This window comes from Pseudomonas sp. RGM 3321, from assembly GCF_022836805.1.
GTDB lineage: Bacteria > Pseudomonadota > Gammaproteobacteria > Pseudomonadales > Pseudomonadaceae > Aquipseudomonas.
This window is the reverse complement of the sequence record NZ_JALHBH010000115.1, coordinates 79,774-96,652: the sequence shown is the minus strand read 5'-3', so window position 1 is coordinate 96,652 and position 16,879 is coordinate 79,774. Positions and strand designations below refer to the sequence as shown.

The 16,879-nt window shown below is 59.8% G+C and carries 15 protein-coding genes; 9 read left to right on the top strand and 6 right to left on the bottom strand.

The window, feature by feature from the left end:
• Positions 1-5: 5 nt before the first annotated feature.
• The 3 genes from RGM3321_RS18570 to RGM3321_RS18560 all read right to left on the bottom strand — a co-directional run bounded on the left by RGM3321_RS18570 (position 6) and on the right by RGM3321_RS18560 (position 3,464).
• Complete coding sequence (locus tag RGM3321_RS18570; protein ID WP_244394308.1) at positions 6-914, bottom strand: ABC transporter permease; 909 nt, start codon at positions 912-914, stop codon at positions 6-8.
• Between the two features lie 9 nt (positions 915-923).
• Positions 924-1,841, bottom strand: a complete 918-nt coding sequence (locus RGM3321_RS18565) for an ABC transporter permease (RefSeq protein ID WP_244394307.1) — start codon at positions 1,839-1,841, stop codon at positions 924-926.
• A gap of 102 nt (positions 1,842-1,943) precedes the next feature.
• Positions 1,944-3,464: an ABC transporter substrate-binding protein gene (locus RGM3321_RS18560; RefSeq protein WP_244394306.1), complete on the bottom strand. Its 1,521-nt coding sequence runs from the start codon at positions 3,462-3,464 to the stop codon at positions 1,944-1,946.
• A gap of 205 nt (positions 3,465-3,669) precedes the next feature.
• Here RGM3321_RS18560 and RGM3321_RS18555 point away from each other — a divergent pair, with 205 nt between their 5' ends.
• The 4 genes from RGM3321_RS18555 (at position 3,670) to RGM3321_RS18540 (ending at position 7,448) form a co-directional block, all read left to right on the top strand.
• Entirely contained in the window at positions 3,670-4,578 is a 909-nt protein-coding gene (locus tag RGM3321_RS18555; protein ID WP_244394305.1) for a LysR substrate-binding domain-containing protein, read from the top strand.
• A gap of 174 nt (positions 4,579-4,752) precedes the next feature.
• Positions 4,753-5,658 (top strand): GTP cyclohydrolase FolE2, encoded by a 906-nt coding sequence (gene folE2 / locus RGM3321_RS18550; protein WP_244394304.1) that lies wholly within the window; start codon positions 4,753-4,755, stop codon positions 5,656-5,658.
• A gap of 11 nt (positions 5,659-5,669) precedes the next feature.
• A complete protein-coding gene (locus RGM3321_RS18545) occupies positions 5,670-6,230 on the top strand; it encodes a carbonate dehydratase (RefSeq protein ID WP_244394303.1) in 561 nt (186 codons plus the stop codon).
• 51 nt (positions 6,231-6,281) lie between these two features.
• Positions 6,282-7,448: a DUF1624 domain-containing protein gene (locus RGM3321_RS18540; protein ID WP_244394302.1), complete on the top strand. Its 1,167-nt coding sequence runs from the start codon at positions 6,282-6,284 to the stop codon at positions 7,446-7,448.
• A gap of 31 nt (positions 7,449-7,479) precedes the next feature.
• Here the strand turns inward: RGM3321_RS18540 and RGM3321_RS18535 are convergent, their stop codons facing one another.
• Positions 7,480-8,085, bottom strand: coding sequence for a helix-turn-helix domain-containing protein (locus tag RGM3321_RS18535; protein WP_004665568.1), 606 nt, complete (start codon positions 8,083-8,085; stop codon positions 7,480-7,482).
• 291 nt (positions 8,086-8,376) lie between these two features.
• Between RGM3321_RS18535 and glnT the strand changes: the two genes are divergently transcribed.
• The 5 genes from glnT to RGM3321_RS18510 all read left to right on the top strand — a co-directional run bounded on the left by glnT (position 8,377) and on the right by RGM3321_RS18510 (position 14,595).
• Positions 8,377-9,711: a type III glutamate--ammonia ligase gene (glnT, locus tag RGM3321_RS18530; RefSeq protein ID WP_244394301.1), complete on the top strand. Its 1,335-nt coding sequence runs from the start codon at positions 8,377-8,379 to the stop codon at positions 9,709-9,711.
• 118 nt (positions 9,712-9,829) lie between these two features.
• Positions 9,830-10,750 carry a glutamine amidotransferase family protein gene (locus tag RGM3321_RS18525; protein WP_244394300.1) on the top strand — a complete coding sequence of 307 codons (921 nt, stop codon included), beginning with the start codon at positions 9,830-9,832 and terminating at the stop codon, positions 10,748-10,750.
• Positions 10,747-11,430, top strand: coding sequence for a protein glxC (locus RGM3321_RS18520; RefSeq protein WP_244394299.1), 684 nt, complete (start codon positions 10,747-10,749; stop codon positions 11,428-11,430). Before RGM3321_RS18525 ends, RGM3321_RS18520 begins: the two co-directional genes overlap by 4 nt.
• Before the next feature lie 15 nt (positions 11,431-11,445).
• Positions 11,446-12,786: an FMN-binding glutamate synthase family protein gene (locus RGM3321_RS18515; protein ID WP_003423978.1), complete on the top strand. Its 1,341-nt coding sequence runs from the start codon at positions 11,446-11,448 to the stop codon at positions 12,784-12,786.
• A gap of 483 nt (positions 12,787-13,269) precedes the next feature.
• Positions 13,270-14,595, top strand: coding sequence for an ammonium transporter (locus RGM3321_RS18510; protein ID WP_244394298.1), 1,326 nt, complete (start codon positions 13,270-13,272; stop codon positions 14,593-14,595).
• Between the two features lie 421 nt (positions 14,596-15,016).
• Here the strand turns inward: RGM3321_RS18510 and RGM3321_RS18505 are convergent, their stop codons facing one another.
• Together RGM3321_RS18505 and RGM3321_RS18500 are read right to left on the bottom strand one after the other, a co-directional pair.
• Positions 15,017-16,054, bottom strand: a complete 1,038-nt coding sequence (locus RGM3321_RS18505) for an LLM class flavin-dependent oxidoreductase (RefSeq protein WP_244394297.1) — start codon at positions 16,052-16,054, stop codon at positions 15,017-15,019.
• A 209-nt stretch (positions 16,055-16,263) separates the two neighbouring features.
• A complete protein-coding gene (locus tag RGM3321_RS18500; RefSeq protein ID WP_219171407.1) occupies positions 16,264-16,599 on the bottom strand; it encodes a hypothetical protein in 336 nt (111 codons plus the stop codon).
• Between the last annotated feature and the right edge of the window lie 280 nt (positions 16,600-16,879).

Here is a 16,879-nt window from a genome sequence, read left to right as displayed (position 1 = left end):
CTCTGTCAGTTGCGCCCGTCGGGCAGGATCAGATCGCGCAGGCCGTCACCGACCAGATTGATGCCCAGCACCAGCACCATCAGGGCGATGCCGGGAATCGCGATAACCCAAGGGGAAAAGAACATGTACGGTTTGCCTTCGGCGATCATCAGTCCCCAGGACGGAATCGGTGGCTGTACGCCGACCCCGAGGAACGACAGCGCCGATTCCAGAAGGATCGCGTGGGCCATCTCCAGCGTGGCAACCACGATCAGTGCGCCGACCAGATTAGGCAGAATTTCGCTGGCCAGAATGCGCAGCGTCGAGCAGCCCAGCGCCTGGGCCGAAGCCACGTATTCAGCGTCGCGAATCTGCTGTACGGCAGCGCGGACCACCACGGCAAAGCGGTCCCAGAGCAGGCAGCCAAGCAGCACGATCACCACTTTCAGCGAGCCACCGATCAGCGATGCGGAGGCCAGTGCGATCATCACCACTGGCATTGCCAGGCGCGTGGTGATCAGGTAGCTGATCACAGCGTCGGTCTTGCCGCCGAAGTAGCCGGCCAGCAGGCCCATGATGGTGCCGATGACGCCAGAGATGAGCGCCGCCGAGAAACCGATGAATAGCGAGATGCGTGCGCCGTACAGCAGGCGTGACAAGTAATCGCGGCCCAGTTTGTCGGTGCCCAGCACATAGTCCCAGGTGCCGTTGGCCACCCATACAGGTGGTTTCATGCGCAGCATTACATCCTGCGCGTAAGGGTCGTAGGGGGCCAGCCAGGGGGCGAACAGTGCGCCGAACAGGATGATCAGCAACAACACCGCGCCGAGGGCAAAACCGCGGTGCGCGAAGCTGTTGCGCAGGGTGCGCCAGACACTGCGCGCCGGTGGCTGGTAATCGTTGATCAGCAGCGGCGATGAGGTGGTTGTGCTCATACGGGCCTCCTATTTCACGCGAATGCGCGGGTCGAGCAATGCGTTGAGCATGTCGGCCAGCAGGGTGAGGACGATGTAGATCACCGCGATCAACAGCACGACCGCCTGCACCACCGGGAAGTCGTCACGGGCAATCGCATCCCAGGCCAGTTGGCCGATGCCTTGCAGCGAGAAGACCGTTTCAATGACCACCGAGCCGCCGAGCATGAAACCGAACTCCACGGCGGCGAGCGCGACCACCGGGATCAACGCGTTGCGCAAGGCATGCTTGAACAGCACCGTGGTGGGGTGCAGGCCCTTGGCACGCGCGGTGCGGATGTAATCGGAATTGAGCACGTCGAGCATGCCAGCGCGGGTCAGGCGCATGATCGCCGGTGTGGCGTAATAACCCAGCGCAATGGCAGGCATGACGAAGTGCGCCCAGGTCGAGTTGCCCGATACCGGCAGCCATTTCAGGGTGACCGAGAACACCACGATCAGCATCAGCGCGAACCAGAAACTCGGCATCGCCTGACCCAATACCGCAATACTCAACGCCAGGCGATCAATCCACGTGTCGCGCTTCACGGCGGCCAGTACGCCCAACGGAATGGCAATCAGCAGCGCAATGCTCAGGGCCATTGCCCCTAGCCCGAGGGTGATCGACAGGCGCGAGGCGATCAGGTTGTAGACCGATTCCTGAAAGAAGAACGAGTCGCCCAGATCCAGGCGTACCACGTCGGCCAACCATTCGAAATACTGCGTCACCAATGGTTTGTTGAGGCCGTATTGCACACGGATCTGTTCGATCTGCTCGCTGCTGGCTTCCGGTCCGCCGATGGCAGTGGCCAGATCGCCGGACAGATGCAGCAGGGAAAAGCTGATCACCGACACGGTGATCGCTACGCACAGGGCGATGCCCAGGCGGCGCAAGAGAAATCCGAACATGGCAAGTGACCTTGTGTTCAGGGAATGACGGGCTGGCTGCCGATGCTGCAAGGCGCATCACGCACCTCACAGCCGGTCTCGCCAATTGACTTCACCAACGGCCTATTTCCAGCTCGACAGCACGAAGCGCGGCAGCTCGTCCGGATACGGCTTGAAGTTCAGGTCCGAGACGTAGGCATAGTTCATCGAGTAGTTGAACAGCGGCGCCCAGTACGCCTGCTCGCTGATGCGCTGCAACGCCTTGCGGTAATTATCCTTGCGCACCTGTGGGTCCAGCGCATTGTCGGCGGTCTGCAGCCAGCCCTGGACTTGCGGGTCCTTGATGTTGTCGTCCGGGTTGCCCTTGAACCAGGTGCCGGCCGAGGCCGAGGTATCGAGGATCGAGAACGAGCCCCAGGCCTGAAACGACATTGGCACTTTGCCGCCACGTTGCTGATCACGCAGGGCCGCGTACTTCAGGTAGCGCAGCTTGGCGTTGATGCCGACTGCACGCAGGTTGCCGATGATTGCTTCAACGTAGTCGCGGTCGCGGTAGGCGAATATTTCGGTTTCAAAGCCGTTCGGGTAGCCGGCTTCGGCGAGCAGCGCCTTGGCCTTGGCCGGGTCATAGTTGTAGACCGTGGCTGCCGTGGTGTCACAACCGAACTGACCGGGGTAGCAGGCGACCTGCAATGGTTTGCTTTCACCACCGACCAGTTGCGAGGCCAGACCGTCACGGTTGATCGCGTAGTTGATGGCCTGGCGTACTTTCAGGTGCTTCATCGGCGAGTCGGCGCTGGAGGTGCCGCGTGCATCCAGAATCAGAAAGCCGATACGCATGGTCGCGCCGCTGGTGACCACCAGGTTGGGCATGGCTTTGAGGTTTTCTGCCTGATCCGGCGCTACGCGCCAGGTCCAGTCGATGCCACCGGTCATCAGTTCGGCCAGACGTGTTTCTGCATCGGCAATCACCCGGAAGTTGATGTGAGCGATCTTCGGCTGGCCTTGTGGGCTGCCCTGAAAGTAATCCGGGTTCTTGTTCATCTTCACGCCTTCACCGGTGGCAATGGCCGTCACCTTGTAAGGCCCCGTGCCAATCGGTTTACGGCTGAAGCCTGCCATCCCGACCTCTTCGAAATACTTTTTCGGGAACATCGGCACAGCGTTGGAAAGATACTCCAGCGCAGGCGGGAAGGGCTTTTTCAGGTGCAGGCGCACGCTGTAGTCACCCAGTTTCTCGGCACTCTTGATCCAGTCGACGTTTTGTACGGTGACCACCTTGGATTCGGGCGATACCACGTAATTGAGAGTGAACACCACGTCATCTGCCGTGAACGGATCGCCGTTGTGAAACTTCACGCCCTCGCGCAGCTGAAAATCGATGGTGGTGTCGTCGACCTGCTTCCAGCTGGTGGCGAGCATGGGTTGGTACTCGCCATTGTCCGGGTTGCGATAGACCAGGTTGTCCCAGATCAGGCGACCGAGAATCACGCCCTCGCGCAGGTCGTTGTGATAGGGGCTGATGTTCTCCGGCTCGCTGTCGGAGGCGTAGACCAGTGTGTCGTCGGCCTTGCCAGCCAGGGCGGAAAAACTGCTGAACAGGCTCAATAGCGCGATGCTGCGAGCGAAACCCTTGATTCCCATGCCGTCGTCTCCAAAAGGCAAAGTGGATGTATCAAAGGGCAGTGGGGTCGCAAATGCGAGAAGAGGGGAGAAACGAGGCTGCAGTGTTCTTTTGATTGCGTTGTATTGATGTTGCGCCTCGACATGACTCTAGGCAAAGCGTATCAATGCCACAAGCACAATATTTCGAACCTTTCATTGCCGAAAAGGCAACGCAGGAGCCGCGATGCAACTCTACGGCGTACAGTCCACCGCGTTGCGCTACTTCCTTGAAGTGGCGCGTTGCGGGTCGATCAGCGAGGCGTCGATCCGGCTCAATGTCGCGTCCTCGGCAGTCAGTCGGCAGATCAGCAAGCTGGAGCGCGAGCTGGATGCCGTGCTGTTCGAGCGCCAGGCACGCGGCATGATGCTCAGCGAGGCGGGTATCCGTTTGGCAGCCTATGCGCGCAAATCACAGCTGGAAGCCGAGCAGGTCGTACTGGAAATCACCGAGCTGCAAGGCTTGCAGCGTGGTCATGTACGACTTGCCTGCTCGGAAGGCTTTGCCCTGGATTTCCTGCCTCAGTGCATTGCGCGGTTCCGGCGGCTGTATCAAGGCATCCATTTCTCGATGGAGGTCTGCGCGCCGGCCCAGGCCACCGAGCGGGTGCGCTCCGGGGATGCGGACCTGTGTCTGACCTTCAGCCTGACACCGCAGAACGAGATCAAGGTCGAGCACATCCACAGCGGCGCAATCTGCGCAGTGGTCAGTCATAACCATCCGCTGGCCTCACGCACCGAAGTCTCGCTGGCCGAGCTGCAACCCTATGCCATCGCCCTGACCAATACTGATACGACCTTGCGCCAGTTGTTCGACATCTGTTGCGGGGTGCAGGGTCTGCTGTTCGATCCGGTGCTGACCAGCAATTACATTGGCGCGCTACTGCGGTTTGTGCGTGAGGAGGGCGGTATCAGCCTGTCCAGCGAAATGACGCTGGACAAGCGCGCACACGAAAAACAGCTCAAGTCGCTGCCGATCAGCGACGAAGGCATGAAGGCGCGTCGTATCGAACTGCAAAGCATGGCCGGCCGCAACCTGCCCGCAGCGGTTGCGGCCTTTCGGAATTTTCTGATCGAGGAACTGGCAAAGACCTAATAGGCAGGTTGCGTCGGTGTTGCGCTGTAAAGGTTCGCTAGCGTTTGGTTGATGAAGTCTATAAGCATGATGTTATAGTGTAACGAATTTGCGGCTGCACGCTGTGCGGCCGTGAACCGCCAACATCAGGCTTCGCCCCCTCGGCGAGGTTCGCCAAAGAGACGACTGACGCACATGAACAACCCCCTCCCAGACGTTGCCCTGACGGAAGTTTCCTCGGCCCTGGTTTCACTTGACTGGGTCGGCATGCAGGGCGTCGAAGTGCCCGTCAGGCTGGCCGAAGCGTGCGTCCGGCACCCGGTCCATGCGCATGTCGATCTGCAAGTCGATCTGGCCGATCCGAGTGTCAAGGGTATCCATATGTCGCGGCTCTACCGGCTCCTCTACAGGTTTGCCGAGCACCAGATACTGAGCCCCGATACGTTGTCTGCGCTGATGGAAGCCATGGTTGAAAGCCACCTGGACTGCCATTCCAGCCGCGCCCGGCTCACCCTGAGCTTCAATCTGCTGTGCCGTCGCCCGGCGTTGATTACCGAAGGGCTCAGCGGCTGGAAATCCTACCCGGTGAAGCTTGACGCCACTTGGCACGCTGGCCGTTTGTGCCTCGACGTTTCAGCCGACATCACTTATTCGTCTACTTGCCCGTGCTCGGCTGCACTGTCTCGACAATTGCTGGAAGGCGCTTTTACGGCACGCTTTGGCAGGCAGTCGTTTGTCGACCCGATGCAGGTTGCGACCTGGCTGCGCGAGAACGCCTCATTCGCCACGCCGCACAGCCAGCGTAGCGTGGCTACCGTCCAGGTGCGGGTGGCAGAGCAGGCGACCGAACTGGGCCTGATGACGCTGATCGACGCGGTCGAGCAGGCGTTGGGCACCCCGGTGCAAACCGCGGTCAAGCGTGCCGACGAGCAGGCATTCGCCCGGCTCAACGGCCAGAACCTGATGTACGTCGAAGACGCCGCACGCAAGGTCCAGCAAGCCCTGGAAGGCCGCTATGCAGCCTCCAGCGTCAGTGTGCGTCACTTCGAAAGCCTGCATCCGCACGATGCGGCCGCCCAGACTTCCAACTACCTGTCCTGAGGCTTCATACCTTGATCCGTAAAAATCCTTCCGGCCATCTGCCGGTCATCGCCGAATCCGCTTACATCGATAAAACCGCGATCATCTGCGGCAAGGTGATCATCAAGGACAACGTGTTTGTCGGCCCCTATGCCGTGATCCGCGCCGACGAAGTCGACGCGACAGGGGACATGGAGCCGATCGTCATCGGCGCCAATTCCAATATTCAGGATGGCGTGGTGATTCACTCCAAATCGGGTGCTGCGGTTACCATCGGTGAGTTCACCTCTATCGCCCACCGCTCCATCGTGCACGGACCTTGCATGGTCGGAGATCGCGTGTTCATCGGCTTCAACAGCGTGCTGTTCAACTGCCAGATCGGCAACGGCAGTGTGGTCAGACACAACTCGGTGGTCGACGGTCGCGATTTGCCGGAGGATTTTTACGTGCCGTCCACCACCCGGATCGGGCCTAATACTGATCTATCGCAGTTCCCACCGGTGAGCATTTCGGCTTCTGAGTTTTCCGAAGACGTGGCGCACACCAACATTGACCTGGTGCGCGGCTACAAGGCACTTCAGAACGAGTTCTGACACAGAACACCATCGACTCATTGCACTTCCGGCGACGGATCTGGATTTTTCATGACAGCAGTTGTTCAACCAACCCGCGCGCCAGCATCACGGCTGCGCTCTATCGATGCTCTGCGCGGGCTGATCATTCTCTTCATGCTGCTGGACCACGTGCGGGAAACCTTCTTCCTGCACCGCCAGGTCCTCGACCCGATGGAGGTCGCAAGCACCGAACCCGCCCTGTTTTTCAGCCGCACACTGGCGCATTTATGTGCGCCGCTGTTCGTTCTGCTGACCGGGCTTTCGGCGTACTTGTATGGTGAGAAATACCAGGGCAGGACCGACGTGTCGGCGTTTCTGCTCAAGCGTGGGCTGTTCCTGATTGCCTTGGAGTTCACCCTGGTGAGCTTCGCCTGGACCTTCCAGTTCCCGCCGACCATCATCTACCTGCAAGTGATCTGGGCCATCGGCCTGAGCATGGTTGCGCTGTCGCTGATGGTGTTTCTGCCGCGCTGGGCGCTGGTGGTCATTGGTGTGGTGATCATTGCCGGGCATAACCTGCTGGACTCACTGCACTTCGGGGTCGAGTCGGCCATGCACACCCCGTGGGCGATTCTGCATGATCGGGGCTGGATCGAAGTGTCCGATAACCTGCGTTTCCGTACCTCTTACCCGTTATTGCCGTGGATCGGCATTATCGCGCTGGGCTATGCCGCAGGCCCTTGGTTTGCCGGTCGTTATGACGCTGCGAAACGACGTGCAAACCTGTGGATGTGGGGTGGGGGAGCACTGTCGGGCTTTGTGGTCCTGCGCATGATCAACGGCTACGGTGAAAAGCCGTGGAGCGTTGGCGAGACCGGCGTGCAAACGGTCATGAGCTTCTTCAACATCACCAAATACCCACCGTCGTTGCTGTTCATCAGCCTGACGCTGGGGATCGGTCTGCTGATTCTCATCGCCTTTGAGCTCAGTCAGGAAAAAAGCTGGTTGCGGCCATTGGTGGTGCTCGGCTCTGCACCGATGTTTTTCTACCTGCTGCACCTTTATGTCCTGAAGATTCTGTACCTGATTGCCGTAGCGATCTGGGGAACCAATCAGGGCAAGTACTTCGGTTTCGACCACATGTGGGGCGTCTGGCTGACCTCGGTGGTACTGGCGGTGCTGCTGTTTCCAGCGGTGCGCTGGTTCGCTGCGCTGAAGGCGCGTCGTCGCGATATCAGCTGGTTGAAATACCTGTAACCACCGCAGGCGCGCCGCTGCCGGCCTGGCCTCAATCGCCCTGCGCACCATAGTTCATGATCGACAGCAGCTTGATCGGCACCTGCACCAGTTGTTCGGGACCATGGGGAATGTCGCCGTCGAAGGTCAGGCTGTCACCGGCCTGCATCGGATACAGCTGGTTGCCGTGGCGGTAGATCAGTTCACCTTCCAGCAGGTGGAGAAACTCGGTGCCGGGGTGTGAGAAGGTCGGAAACTCCTCACTGGCATCGTCCATCGTCACCATGTACGCCTCGAAACTCTTTTTCGGCCCGCGGGTATGGTTGAGCAAGTGATAGGTGTGGCCTTTCTCGGTGCCGCGCCTCACCACCTCAAGCCCTTCATCGGCTTTCACCAGCAGTGCACTGCTGCCTTGCTGATCGTACTGGCTGAACAGCTTGGACATGGGCATGCCCAGCACGTCGCAAAGACGGCTGAGGTTGTCGAGGCTGGTCGACACCTGCGCATTCTCGATCTTGCTCAGCATGCCCTGGCTGATACCGGCAATGCGCGCAACATCGGCAAGCTTCAGCTCTTGAGCCTGGCGCTGGCGTTTGATCTGAATACCCAGGTATTGCTCAAGCTTCAGTTTGGGATGCGGTTCGGTCGGCATATTCATCGGCTGCGCACAGTTTCCGTTCAATAATTTTTATTTCGCACCGGGAATGTGCATTTCGCCGCTGTCATCGCGTGCTATCAGTTGCAGATTATTCCCGGAGGGAAAACGAGTTTCCCATATAAACAGCTGAATTGCCCCTTCCACGTCTCTTCGATTTGCTGGCATACCAAACTGGCAAGCGCTTTGCATTCCTAGAGGGAAATTAACTTTCCTGTTCAGAATATATTCTCGGCAGGTAGTGAAACAACGGTCCTTCCCTGAAACGTTTTGCCATGCCAGGAGACACGTCCCATGCTGCCACCCGAAACACAGCGCCTGATCGAACAGCACGGCATCAAGTACGTGCTGGCTCAGTTCGTGGATATTCATGGTTCGGCCAAGACCAAGTCGGTTCCTGTGACCGGCCTGGAAATGGTTGCAGAGGACGGTGCCGGGTTCGCCGGTTTCGCTATCTGCGGCATGGGCATGGAACCCCACGGCCCGGACTTCATGGCCAGGGGCGACCTGTCGTCGCTGACCCCGGTGCCATGGCAGCCGGGGTATGGGCGGGTGGTGTGCATCGGTCATGTGGATGGCAAGCCGTGGCCCTATGACAGCCGCTATGTGTTGCAGCACCAGGTCGAACGCCTCAGGCAGCGTGGCTGGACCCTCAATACCGGGCTGGAGCCCGAGTTCAGCCTGTTCAAGCGCGATGCCGCGGGCAGCCTGCAAATGGTCGATGCCAGCGATAACCTCGACAAGCCTTGCTATGACTACAAGGGGCTGTCGCGTTCGCGTGAGTTTCTCGAGCGCTTGACCGAGGCGCTACAGCCGGTGGGCTTCGACATTTATCAGATCGATCACGAAGACGCCAACGGCCAGTTCGAGATCAATTACACCTACAGCGAGGCCATGGAGTCGGCGGACCGCTTCACTTTCTTCCGCATGGCGGCCGGGGAGATCGCCAACGACATGGGCATGATCTGCTCGTTCATGCCCAAACCCGATCCGAAGCGTGCAGGCAACGGCATGCACTTTCACCTGTCGATTGCCAGTGCCAGCAGCAAGAACCTGTTCCACGACGCCAGCGACCCCAGCGGCATGGGCCTGTCGAAGATGGCCTATCACTTTGCGGCTGGCCTGCTGGCTCACGGCCCCGCGCTGTGTGCCTTCGCGGCACCCACGGTCAACTCCTACAAACGCCTGGTGGTCGGCAATTCGCTGTCGGGAGCCACCTGGGCCCCGGCCTTCATTGCCTTCGGCGCCAACAACCGTTCGGCGATGGTGCGCGTGCCCTATGGCCGTCTGGAGTTTCGCCTGCCGGACGCCGGTTGCAACCCGTATCTGGTCAGCGCCGCGATCATCGCCGCAGGGTTGGACGGCATCGACCGGCAACTGGAAATCGATCACGTCTGCAACGAGAACCTCTACAAATTGAGCCTCGAAGAAATCGCCGCACGGGGCATCAAGACCCTGCCGCAGTCACTCAAGGAAGCCTGCGATGCACTCGAAGCCGACCCCTTGTTCGCCGAGGTGCTGGGCAACGAGATCGTTGGTGAGTTCATCCGTCTCAAACGCATGGAATGGGTGGAGTACAGCCGCCACGTGAGCGACTGGGAAGTGAAGCGTTATATCGAGTTTTTCTAGCTGCACGTTTCAAGCTTCAGGCTGCAAAAAGAAGCTGGATTGCGGCGAATTTGATTTTTTCTGTCTATGCGGTTGGCTTGCAGCGTGAAGCTTGCCGCTCCCGAACAAGGTGAGGCTTATGTGCGGAATCGTTGGTTTGTATCTGAAAAACCCGGCGCTGGAATCACAACTCGGCAAGTTGTTCGAGCCGATGCTAGAAGCCATGACCGACCGTGGACCTGACAGTGCCGGGTTCGCCATCTATGGCGATGAAGTAGCGCAGGGCTGGGTCAAGCTGACCTTGCAGGCCACCACCGAACAGTATGATTTCAAAGCGCTGATCGCGGCGCTGCAAGACAGGTTGAGCGCGCCACTGGACTGGTTTCAGAATGCCAGCGCCGCGGTATTGAAGATTCAGGCGGAAGAAGCCCTAGTGCGTGCCGCGCTGGCGGAGCTGGCGCCCACCGTACGCATCATGAGCGCCGGGCAGAGTATCGAGATCCTCAAGGGCATGGGGTTGCCGAGGGAGATTTCCGAGCGCTTCGGTCTGGCGTCCATGAAGGGCAGCCACATCATCGGCCACACGCGCATGGCCACTGAAAGTGCGGTGACCATGGAAGGCAGTCATCCGTTTTCCACGGGCTCGGACCTGTGTCTGGTGCACAACGGCTCGCTGTCCAATCACTTTCGCCTGCGCCAGAACCTGCGCCTTGAAGGCATTCACTTCGAGACCGACAACGACACCGAAGTGGCCGCCGGTTACCTGGCCTGGCGCCTGCAACAGGGCGACAGCCTCAAGCAGGCGCTCGACAAATCGCTGGAGGACCTCGATGGCTTTTTTACCTTCGCCATCGGCACGCGCAACGGGTTTGCGGTGATTCGCGATCCGATTGCCTGCAAACCGGCCATTCTCGCCGAAACCGACGATTATGTCGCCATGGCCTCGGAGTACCAGGCGCTGTCCAGCCTGCCGGGGATCGAAAACGCCAGGGTCTGGGAACCGGTCCCGGCCACCATGTACATCTGGGAACGCGAGCCAGCCGAGGGAGCACGCTCATGAAAACCGTCGATCTTTCCAGCGCCACCGTGCGTGATCTCAATCAGGCCCTGCACGACCAGGTAAAGGAGCTACAGGACCGCGAATGGCTGGTGACGCATCCCGATGGCGCGCATAACCTGGCGGTCGGCGTCAACGAGGCCATCTCCATCGATATCCAAGGCCATGCTGGCTATTACTGCGCGGGCATGAACCAGAAAGCCTCGATTACCGTGCACGGTAATGTCGGTGTTGGCTGCGCGGAGAACATGATGTCCGGCGCAGTCCGCGTCAAGGGCAGCGCTTCGCAGGCCGCAGGTGCCACAGCGCACGGCGGTTTGTTGGTGATTGAAGGCGATGCCGGGGCACGCTGTGGCATTTCCATGAAAGGCATCGACATTGTGGTCGGCGGCAGCATCGGCCACATGAGCTGCTTCATGGGGCAGGCCGGTCGGCTGGTGGTCTGCGGCGACGCAGGCGATGCGCTGGGCGACTCGTTGTACGAAACGCGGATCTACGTCAAAGGCAAGGTCGAGTCGCTGGGCTCTGACTGCATCGCCAAAGAGATGCGCGAAGAGCATCTGCAGGAGTTGCAGGAGTTGCTCAATCGCGCGGGCTTCAAAGAGAAGGCCGCGGATTTCAAACGCTACGGCTCGGCCCGTCAGCTTTACAACTTCAAAGTCGATAACGCCTCCGCGTACTGATCCAGGAGCACTACCATGAGCGACCCTATCAGCCACAAACCTGCTCCAGTCCTGCGCGAGTCGGCCACCTTCGATCGCCTGACCATTCAGGAAATCCAGCGTGCTGCGGAAACCGGCATCTACGACATTCGCGGCGGCGGCACCAAACGCAAACTGCCGCACTTCGACGACCTGCTGCTGCTTGGCGCCAGCGTCTCGCGCTACCCGCTGGAAGGCTATCGCGAGAAGTGCGGCACCGACGTGGTGCTGGGTAATCGTTTCGCCAAAAAGCCGCTGTACCTGAAAATTCCGGTGACTATTGCAGGCATGAGCTTCGGCGCATTGTCGGCCAACGCCAAGGAAGCGCTGGGCCGCGGTGCGACCATTGCCGGCACCAGCACCACCACCGGCGATGGCGGCATGACCCCGGAAGAGCGCGGTCAGTCGCAGCATCTGGTCTACCAGTACCTGCCATCGCGTTACGGTATGAACCCCGACGATCTGCGCAAGGCCGATGCCATCGAAATCGTCCTGGGGCAGGGCGCCAAACCCGGTGGCGGCGGCATGTTGCTGGGCATGAAAGTCACCGAGCGCGTGGCTGGCATGCGCACCTTGCCAGTCGGCGTCGATCAGCGTTCTGCGTGCCGTCACCCGGACTGGACGGGCCCCGACGATCTGGCGATCAAGATTGCCGAGATCCGCGAGATCACCGACTGGGAAAAGCCGATCTACGTGAAGATAGGTGCCAGCCGCCCATACTACGACGTCAAGCTGGCGGTGAAGGCTGGTGCTGACGTGATTGTGCTCGACGGCATGCAGGGCGGTACTGCGGCCACTCAGGAAGTGTTCATCGAACACGTCGGCATCCCGATTCTGCCCGCCATCCCGCAAGCGGTGCAGGCATTGCAGGAAATGGGCATGCACCGCAAGGTGCAATTGATCGTCTCCGGCGGTATCCGCAACGGCGCCGACGTGGCCAAGGCCATGGCGCTGGGCGCTGATGCAGTGGCGATAGGGACTGCTGCATTGATAGCCCTGGGCGACAACCATCCGCGTCTCGACGAAGAGCTGAAAAAGATCGGCTCGGCAGCGGGCTATTACGATGACTGGCAGAACGGCCGCGACCCTGCGGGCATCACCACGCAGGACCCGGAACTGTCCAAACGTCTCGACCCCGTCGAAGGCGGGCGGCGTCTGGCCAACTACCTGCGCGTACTCGTCCTGGAAGCCCAGACCATGGCCCGCGCCTGCGGCAAGTCGCACTTGCACAACCTCGACCCGGAAGACCTGGTGGCGCTGACCGTCGAGTCTGCGGCGATGGCCCGAGTGCCCTTGGCCGGGACGTCGTGGATTCCTGGTTCGGGTTCTGGATACTGATTCGATAACGTGCTTTTCGACCGCGATGGCGCCGACTGACGCCATAACGTGCTTTTCGATCACGATGGCACAGACGACGCAGAGTGCGACGTTAGTGACGGCTGAGTCCTGGCGCTGATCCGGGGGTAGCCTGGGAGGACGCCAGGCTAGCCGCACCGGGCCATGGGTGGCCCGTTGCGGCGACCCCCGGATCAGTGACAGGGCGAAGGAACCCGACGAAGTCGGGCCGGAAACAGGAGCGAAGGGACTTGCCTACTTTGGCCCCATCAAAGTAGCTCGCCGATGGGCGAAAAGGTAACCTGAGCCGAACCTCAATCCTTCTCAAGTCGCAGAATCGCTGTGTGACGCGGAGCGTCACGAAATGCATTACCACGCGGAGCGTGGGAACGAGAGCTTGCCCCCAAAGAGGCCGAAGAGCCTCGCCTGTCTCAATGACCCTCTTTGCTGCCAGACACTTTCCATTCATTTGCGGGAGCTTTGAACATGGTCAATCGTCTACACGGCAAATCCCTTACAGCTTTACTCGCGCTCGGCGCTCTTGCCCCGTTGGCGCAGGCAGCGGACGCCCCCGTTCTGAACACCGGCAGCACGGCGTGGATGATCACCGCAGCCGTGCTGGTGCTGTTCATGTGCCTTCCGGGGCTGGCACTGTTTTACGGCGGGCTGGTACGGGCCAAGAACATGTTGTCGCTGTTCACCCAATGCTTCGGCATTGCCGGAGTGGTCGGCGTACTGTGGGTCATCTACGGTTACAGCATGGTGGTGGATACCAGCAACATGGTCGAAGGGCAGGTGAGCTTCAACAGCTTTGTCGGCGGACTGAGCCGCGCGTTTCTGGCCGGCATGACCCCCGACAGTGTGGTCGGTGACATTCCGGAGGGCGTGTTTGTGACCTTCCAGATGACCTTCGCCATTATCACGCCTGCGCTGATTGCCGGAGCCTTTGCCGAACGCATGAAATTCTCGGCCGCGCTGCTGTTCATGGCGCTGTGGTTCACCCTCGTGTATGCGCCGGTGGCGCATATGGTCTGGGGCGGGGCAGGTGCGCTGATGCATAACTGGGGCGTGCTGGACTTTGCCGGTGGCACCGCTGTGCACATCAATGCCGGTGTTGCAGCACTGGCGGCTTGTCTGGTGCTGGGCAAACGCAAGGGCTATCAGAATACCCCGATGCCTGCGCACAACCTGAGCCTGACCATGGCCGGCGCGGCGATGCTTTGGGTCGGCTGGTTTGGTTTCAATATCGGCTCCGGTGGCGGCCTGAACGGCACTTCCGGCATCGTCATGCTCAATACGCAAGTGGGTGCCTGTGCCGGAATACTCGGCTGGATGTTCACCGAGTGGTTCAAGGTCGGCAAACCCAGCGCGCTGGGCCTGGCAAGCGGTGCGTTGGCGGGTCTGGTCGGCATCACCCCGGCGTGTGCTTACGTCGGAGTCGGCGGAGCACTGGCCATCGGCGTGCTGTGCGGGGTGTTCTGCTACCTGAGCGTGACCGTCCTGAAGAAACGCCTGGGTTACGACGACAGCCTCGACGTCTTCGGCCTGCACGGCATCGGCGGCATGATCGGTGCAGTACTGACCGGCGTGTTCTGCGTACCCGCACTGGGCGGTCTGGTGCCCGATGTCAGCATGGGCGCCCAAGTGATTGCCCAGATCAAAGGCGTGCTGTTCACCACCGCCTACTGCTTCGCGGTCAGCTGGATCATCCTCAAAGCCGTGCAGGCACTGATCGGCCTGCGCGCTCACGAGTCAGTCGAAGAAATGGGCCTGGACCTGGCCGAGCACAACGAACGGGCCTACAACCATTGAGAGGGCTGTCTTGCCCATAATAAAAGCGCCTTTTAATCGCGATGGTACTGACGACGCAGTGTGCGACGTTAGTGACAGGGCGAAGGAACCCGACGAAGTCGGGCCGGAAACAGGAGCGAGGGGGTTTGCCTACTTTGGCCCCATCAAAGTAGGTCGCCGAGGGGCGAAAAGGTGACCTGAGTCGAACCCAAATCTACCTGACATCACAGAACCGTTGTGTGACGCAGAGCGTCACGAAATGCATTACCACGCGGAGCGTGGGAACGAGAGTCCCAACGTGATTTTTGATTCTGGCAGAAGCCTGGAAGCTTTTTATTTGGAGCCTCCAGGACTTGCGCATAACGATGAGCGCAGAGCATGGGGACGATCAATATTGTGGTCTGAGCAGCATTTTCCTGGGCTTCTCAGGCAATCTCAACACTCAACGAAACACCGGCACCACGTGCTTGATGAACAGCTCAAGCGACTTTTTCTTCTCGGCATGCGGCAGGCTGTTGTCGCACCAGAAGCTGAACTCGTCGACACCCAACTCCTGATAGTGACGAAGGCGCGGAATGATCTCCTCCGGCGTGCCGATCATGGTGTTCTTGCGGATATTCTCCAGCTCGAACTCCGGACGCTCCTTGAATTTCTCTTCCGGGCTGGGTGCCAGAAAACCATTCACCGGCGTCTGCTTGTTGCCGAACCAGGCGTCGAAGGTGCGATAGAACTTCGCGATGGCGGCAGCACCGGTTTTCCAGCCTTCAGGGTTGTCCGCAGCATGCACATGCGTGTGGCGCAACACCATCAGTTGTGGACGAGGTACGTCAGGATTATTGGCCAGGGCTGCTTCGAACTTATTCTTCAGATCGACGACTTCTTCGTCGCCCTTCATCAATGGCGTGACCATCACATTGCAGCCGTTCTGCACGGCGAAGTTATGCGAATCAGGGTCGCGCGCAGCGATCCACATGGGCGGCGTGTTGATCGGCTTGGGCACGGAGGTCGAAGTCGGGAATTTCCAGATATCGCCGTCGTGGGCGTAGTCACCCTGCCACAGCGCACGGACTACCGGCACCATTTCGCGCAGCGCCTTGCCGCCTTCGGAGGCCGGCATGCCGCCCGCCATGCGGTCGAACTCCACTTGATAGGCTCCGCGTGCCAGGCCGACTTCCATACGCCCGTTGCTGATCACATCCAGCAACGCGCATTCTCCCGCCACCCGCAAGGGATGCCAGAACGGCGCGATAATGGTGCCCGCGCCCAGATGAATGCGCGTGGTTCTGGCGGCCAGATAGGCCAGCAGCGGCATAGGGCTTGGCGAGATGGTGTATTCCATCGCGTGGTGTTCGCCGATCCATACGGTGCTGAAACCGCCTTGCTCGGCCATCAGCGTCAGCTCGGTCAGGTCTTCGAAAAGCTGGCGATGACTGACACTTTCATCCCAGCGTTCCATGTGCACGAACAACGAAAACTTCATGACACTTACCTCGCTTAAATCCTGCTGCCTGCACGGGCATGGTGAGTTATTTCTGTCTGATGGTATACCGTAATACTTTACGTGCAAGCGTTTTTTGCGCCCGACGTATTGGCTGAATGGCGAGGCAGCCGAAACGAAAAAAGCGCCTCATGAGAGGCGCTTTCGGGCGTGGTGAATTCAGCCGGGGGAGGTGCTTGATCAGTGGGAGATCAGCTGCAGGCTTCGGACTCGATATAGTCGGCTGTGGAATCACGTATCACCGGTCCCATGCCGCTGATGGCCTGAGCCTGTTCCATGATTTCGAGGGTAGAGCCGGTGCCCACCAGGTTCACCGTGTGATTGGCGCAGTTATAGACGCGCTTGGAGTAGATCACGCCCAGCAGACCTTCACGTCGGGTAACGACAACGCGCGCTTGGGCGCTGCCGCTTTTCTCCACCAGCGCGTGCTGCCCGGTCGGGTCATGGGGGACGGATATGGTCTTGCCTTCGGCATGTGCCGACAGCGCTGGGATCATCAAGGCCAGAAAACAGGCATGCAGTTTCATCGGTGCTCCTGCGGATGAATGCGGTTTCATTGGATCCAAAATTACCCTAGCCATTTGATTCTGGATAGCTGCGCGGTCAGCCATCCGTCGGTTTGTTTCTGCGTAATTAACCGTTGCGCGAGTGAGTAACCCGGCCAGGCACTGTTGCTCTGGCAACAGCGTTTCGACAGCCTGCCGAAGTGCAAACAGTTGACGCTACCCTCCAGGCGCTGCAACCCTTTGATCTATATTCATTTAACTGTCTGGCACGGTTGCTGCTCTGTGGTTATGCAAGCCCGTT

What these genes read in the sequence shown, in the direction of transcription:
- RGM3321_RS18505 (WP_244394297.1), bottom strand. Translation starts at nt 16,054, where the DNA reads ATGAAGTTTTCGTTGTTCGTGCACATGGAACGCTGGGATGAAAGTGTC.
- RGM3321_RS18510 (WP_244394298.1), top strand. Translation starts at nt 13,270, where the DNA reads ATGGTCAATCGTCTACACGGCAAATCCCTTACAGCTTTACTCGCGCTC.
- RGM3321_RS18560 (WP_244394306.1), bottom strand. Translation starts at nt 3,464, where the DNA reads ATGGGAATCAAGGGTTTCGCTCGCAGCATCGCGCTATTGAGCCTGTTC.
- RGM3321_RS18535 (WP_004665568.1), bottom strand. Translation starts at nt 8,085, where the DNA reads ATGAATATGCCGACCGAACCGCATCCCAAACTGAAGCTTGAGCAATAC.
- RGM3321_RS18540 (WP_244394302.1), top strand. Translation starts at nt 6,282, where the DNA reads ATGACAGCAGTTGTTCAACCAACCCGCGCGCCAGCATCACGGCTGCGC.
- RGM3321_RS18500 (WP_219171407.1), bottom strand. Translation starts at nt 16,599, where the DNA reads ATGAAACTGCATGCCTGTTTTCTGGCCTTGATGATCCCAGCGCTGTCG.
- RGM3321_RS18525 (WP_244394300.1), top strand. Translation starts at nt 9,830, where the DNA reads ATGTGCGGAATCGTTGGTTTGTATCTGAAAAACCCGGCGCTGGAATCA.
- glnT (WP_244394301.1), top strand. Translation starts at nt 8,377, where the DNA reads ATGCTGCCACCCGAAACACAGCGCCTGATCGAACAGCACGGCATCAAG.
- RGM3321_RS18565 (WP_244394307.1), bottom strand. Translation starts at nt 1,841, where the DNA reads ATGTTCGGATTTCTCTTGCGCCGCCTGGGCATCGCCCTGTGCGTAGCG.
- RGM3321_RS18515 (WP_003423978.1), top strand. Translation starts at nt 11,446, where the DNA reads ATGAGCGACCCTATCAGCCACAAACCTGCTCCAGTCCTGCGCGAGTCG.
- RGM3321_RS18520 (WP_244394299.1), top strand. Translation starts at nt 10,747, where the DNA reads ATGAAAACCGTCGATCTTTCCAGCGCCACCGTGCGTGATCTCAATCAG.
- RGM3321_RS18570 (WP_244394308.1), bottom strand. Translation starts at nt 914, where the DNA reads ATGAGCACAACCACCTCATCGCCGCTGCTGATCAACGATTACCAGCCA.
- RGM3321_RS18555 (WP_244394305.1), top strand. Translation starts at nt 3,670, where the DNA reads ATGCAACTCTACGGCGTACAGTCCACCGCGTTGCGCTACTTCCTTGAA.
- folE2 (WP_244394304.1), top strand. Translation starts at nt 4,753, where the DNA reads ATGAACAACCCCCTCCCAGACGTTGCCCTGACGGAAGTTTCCTCGGCC.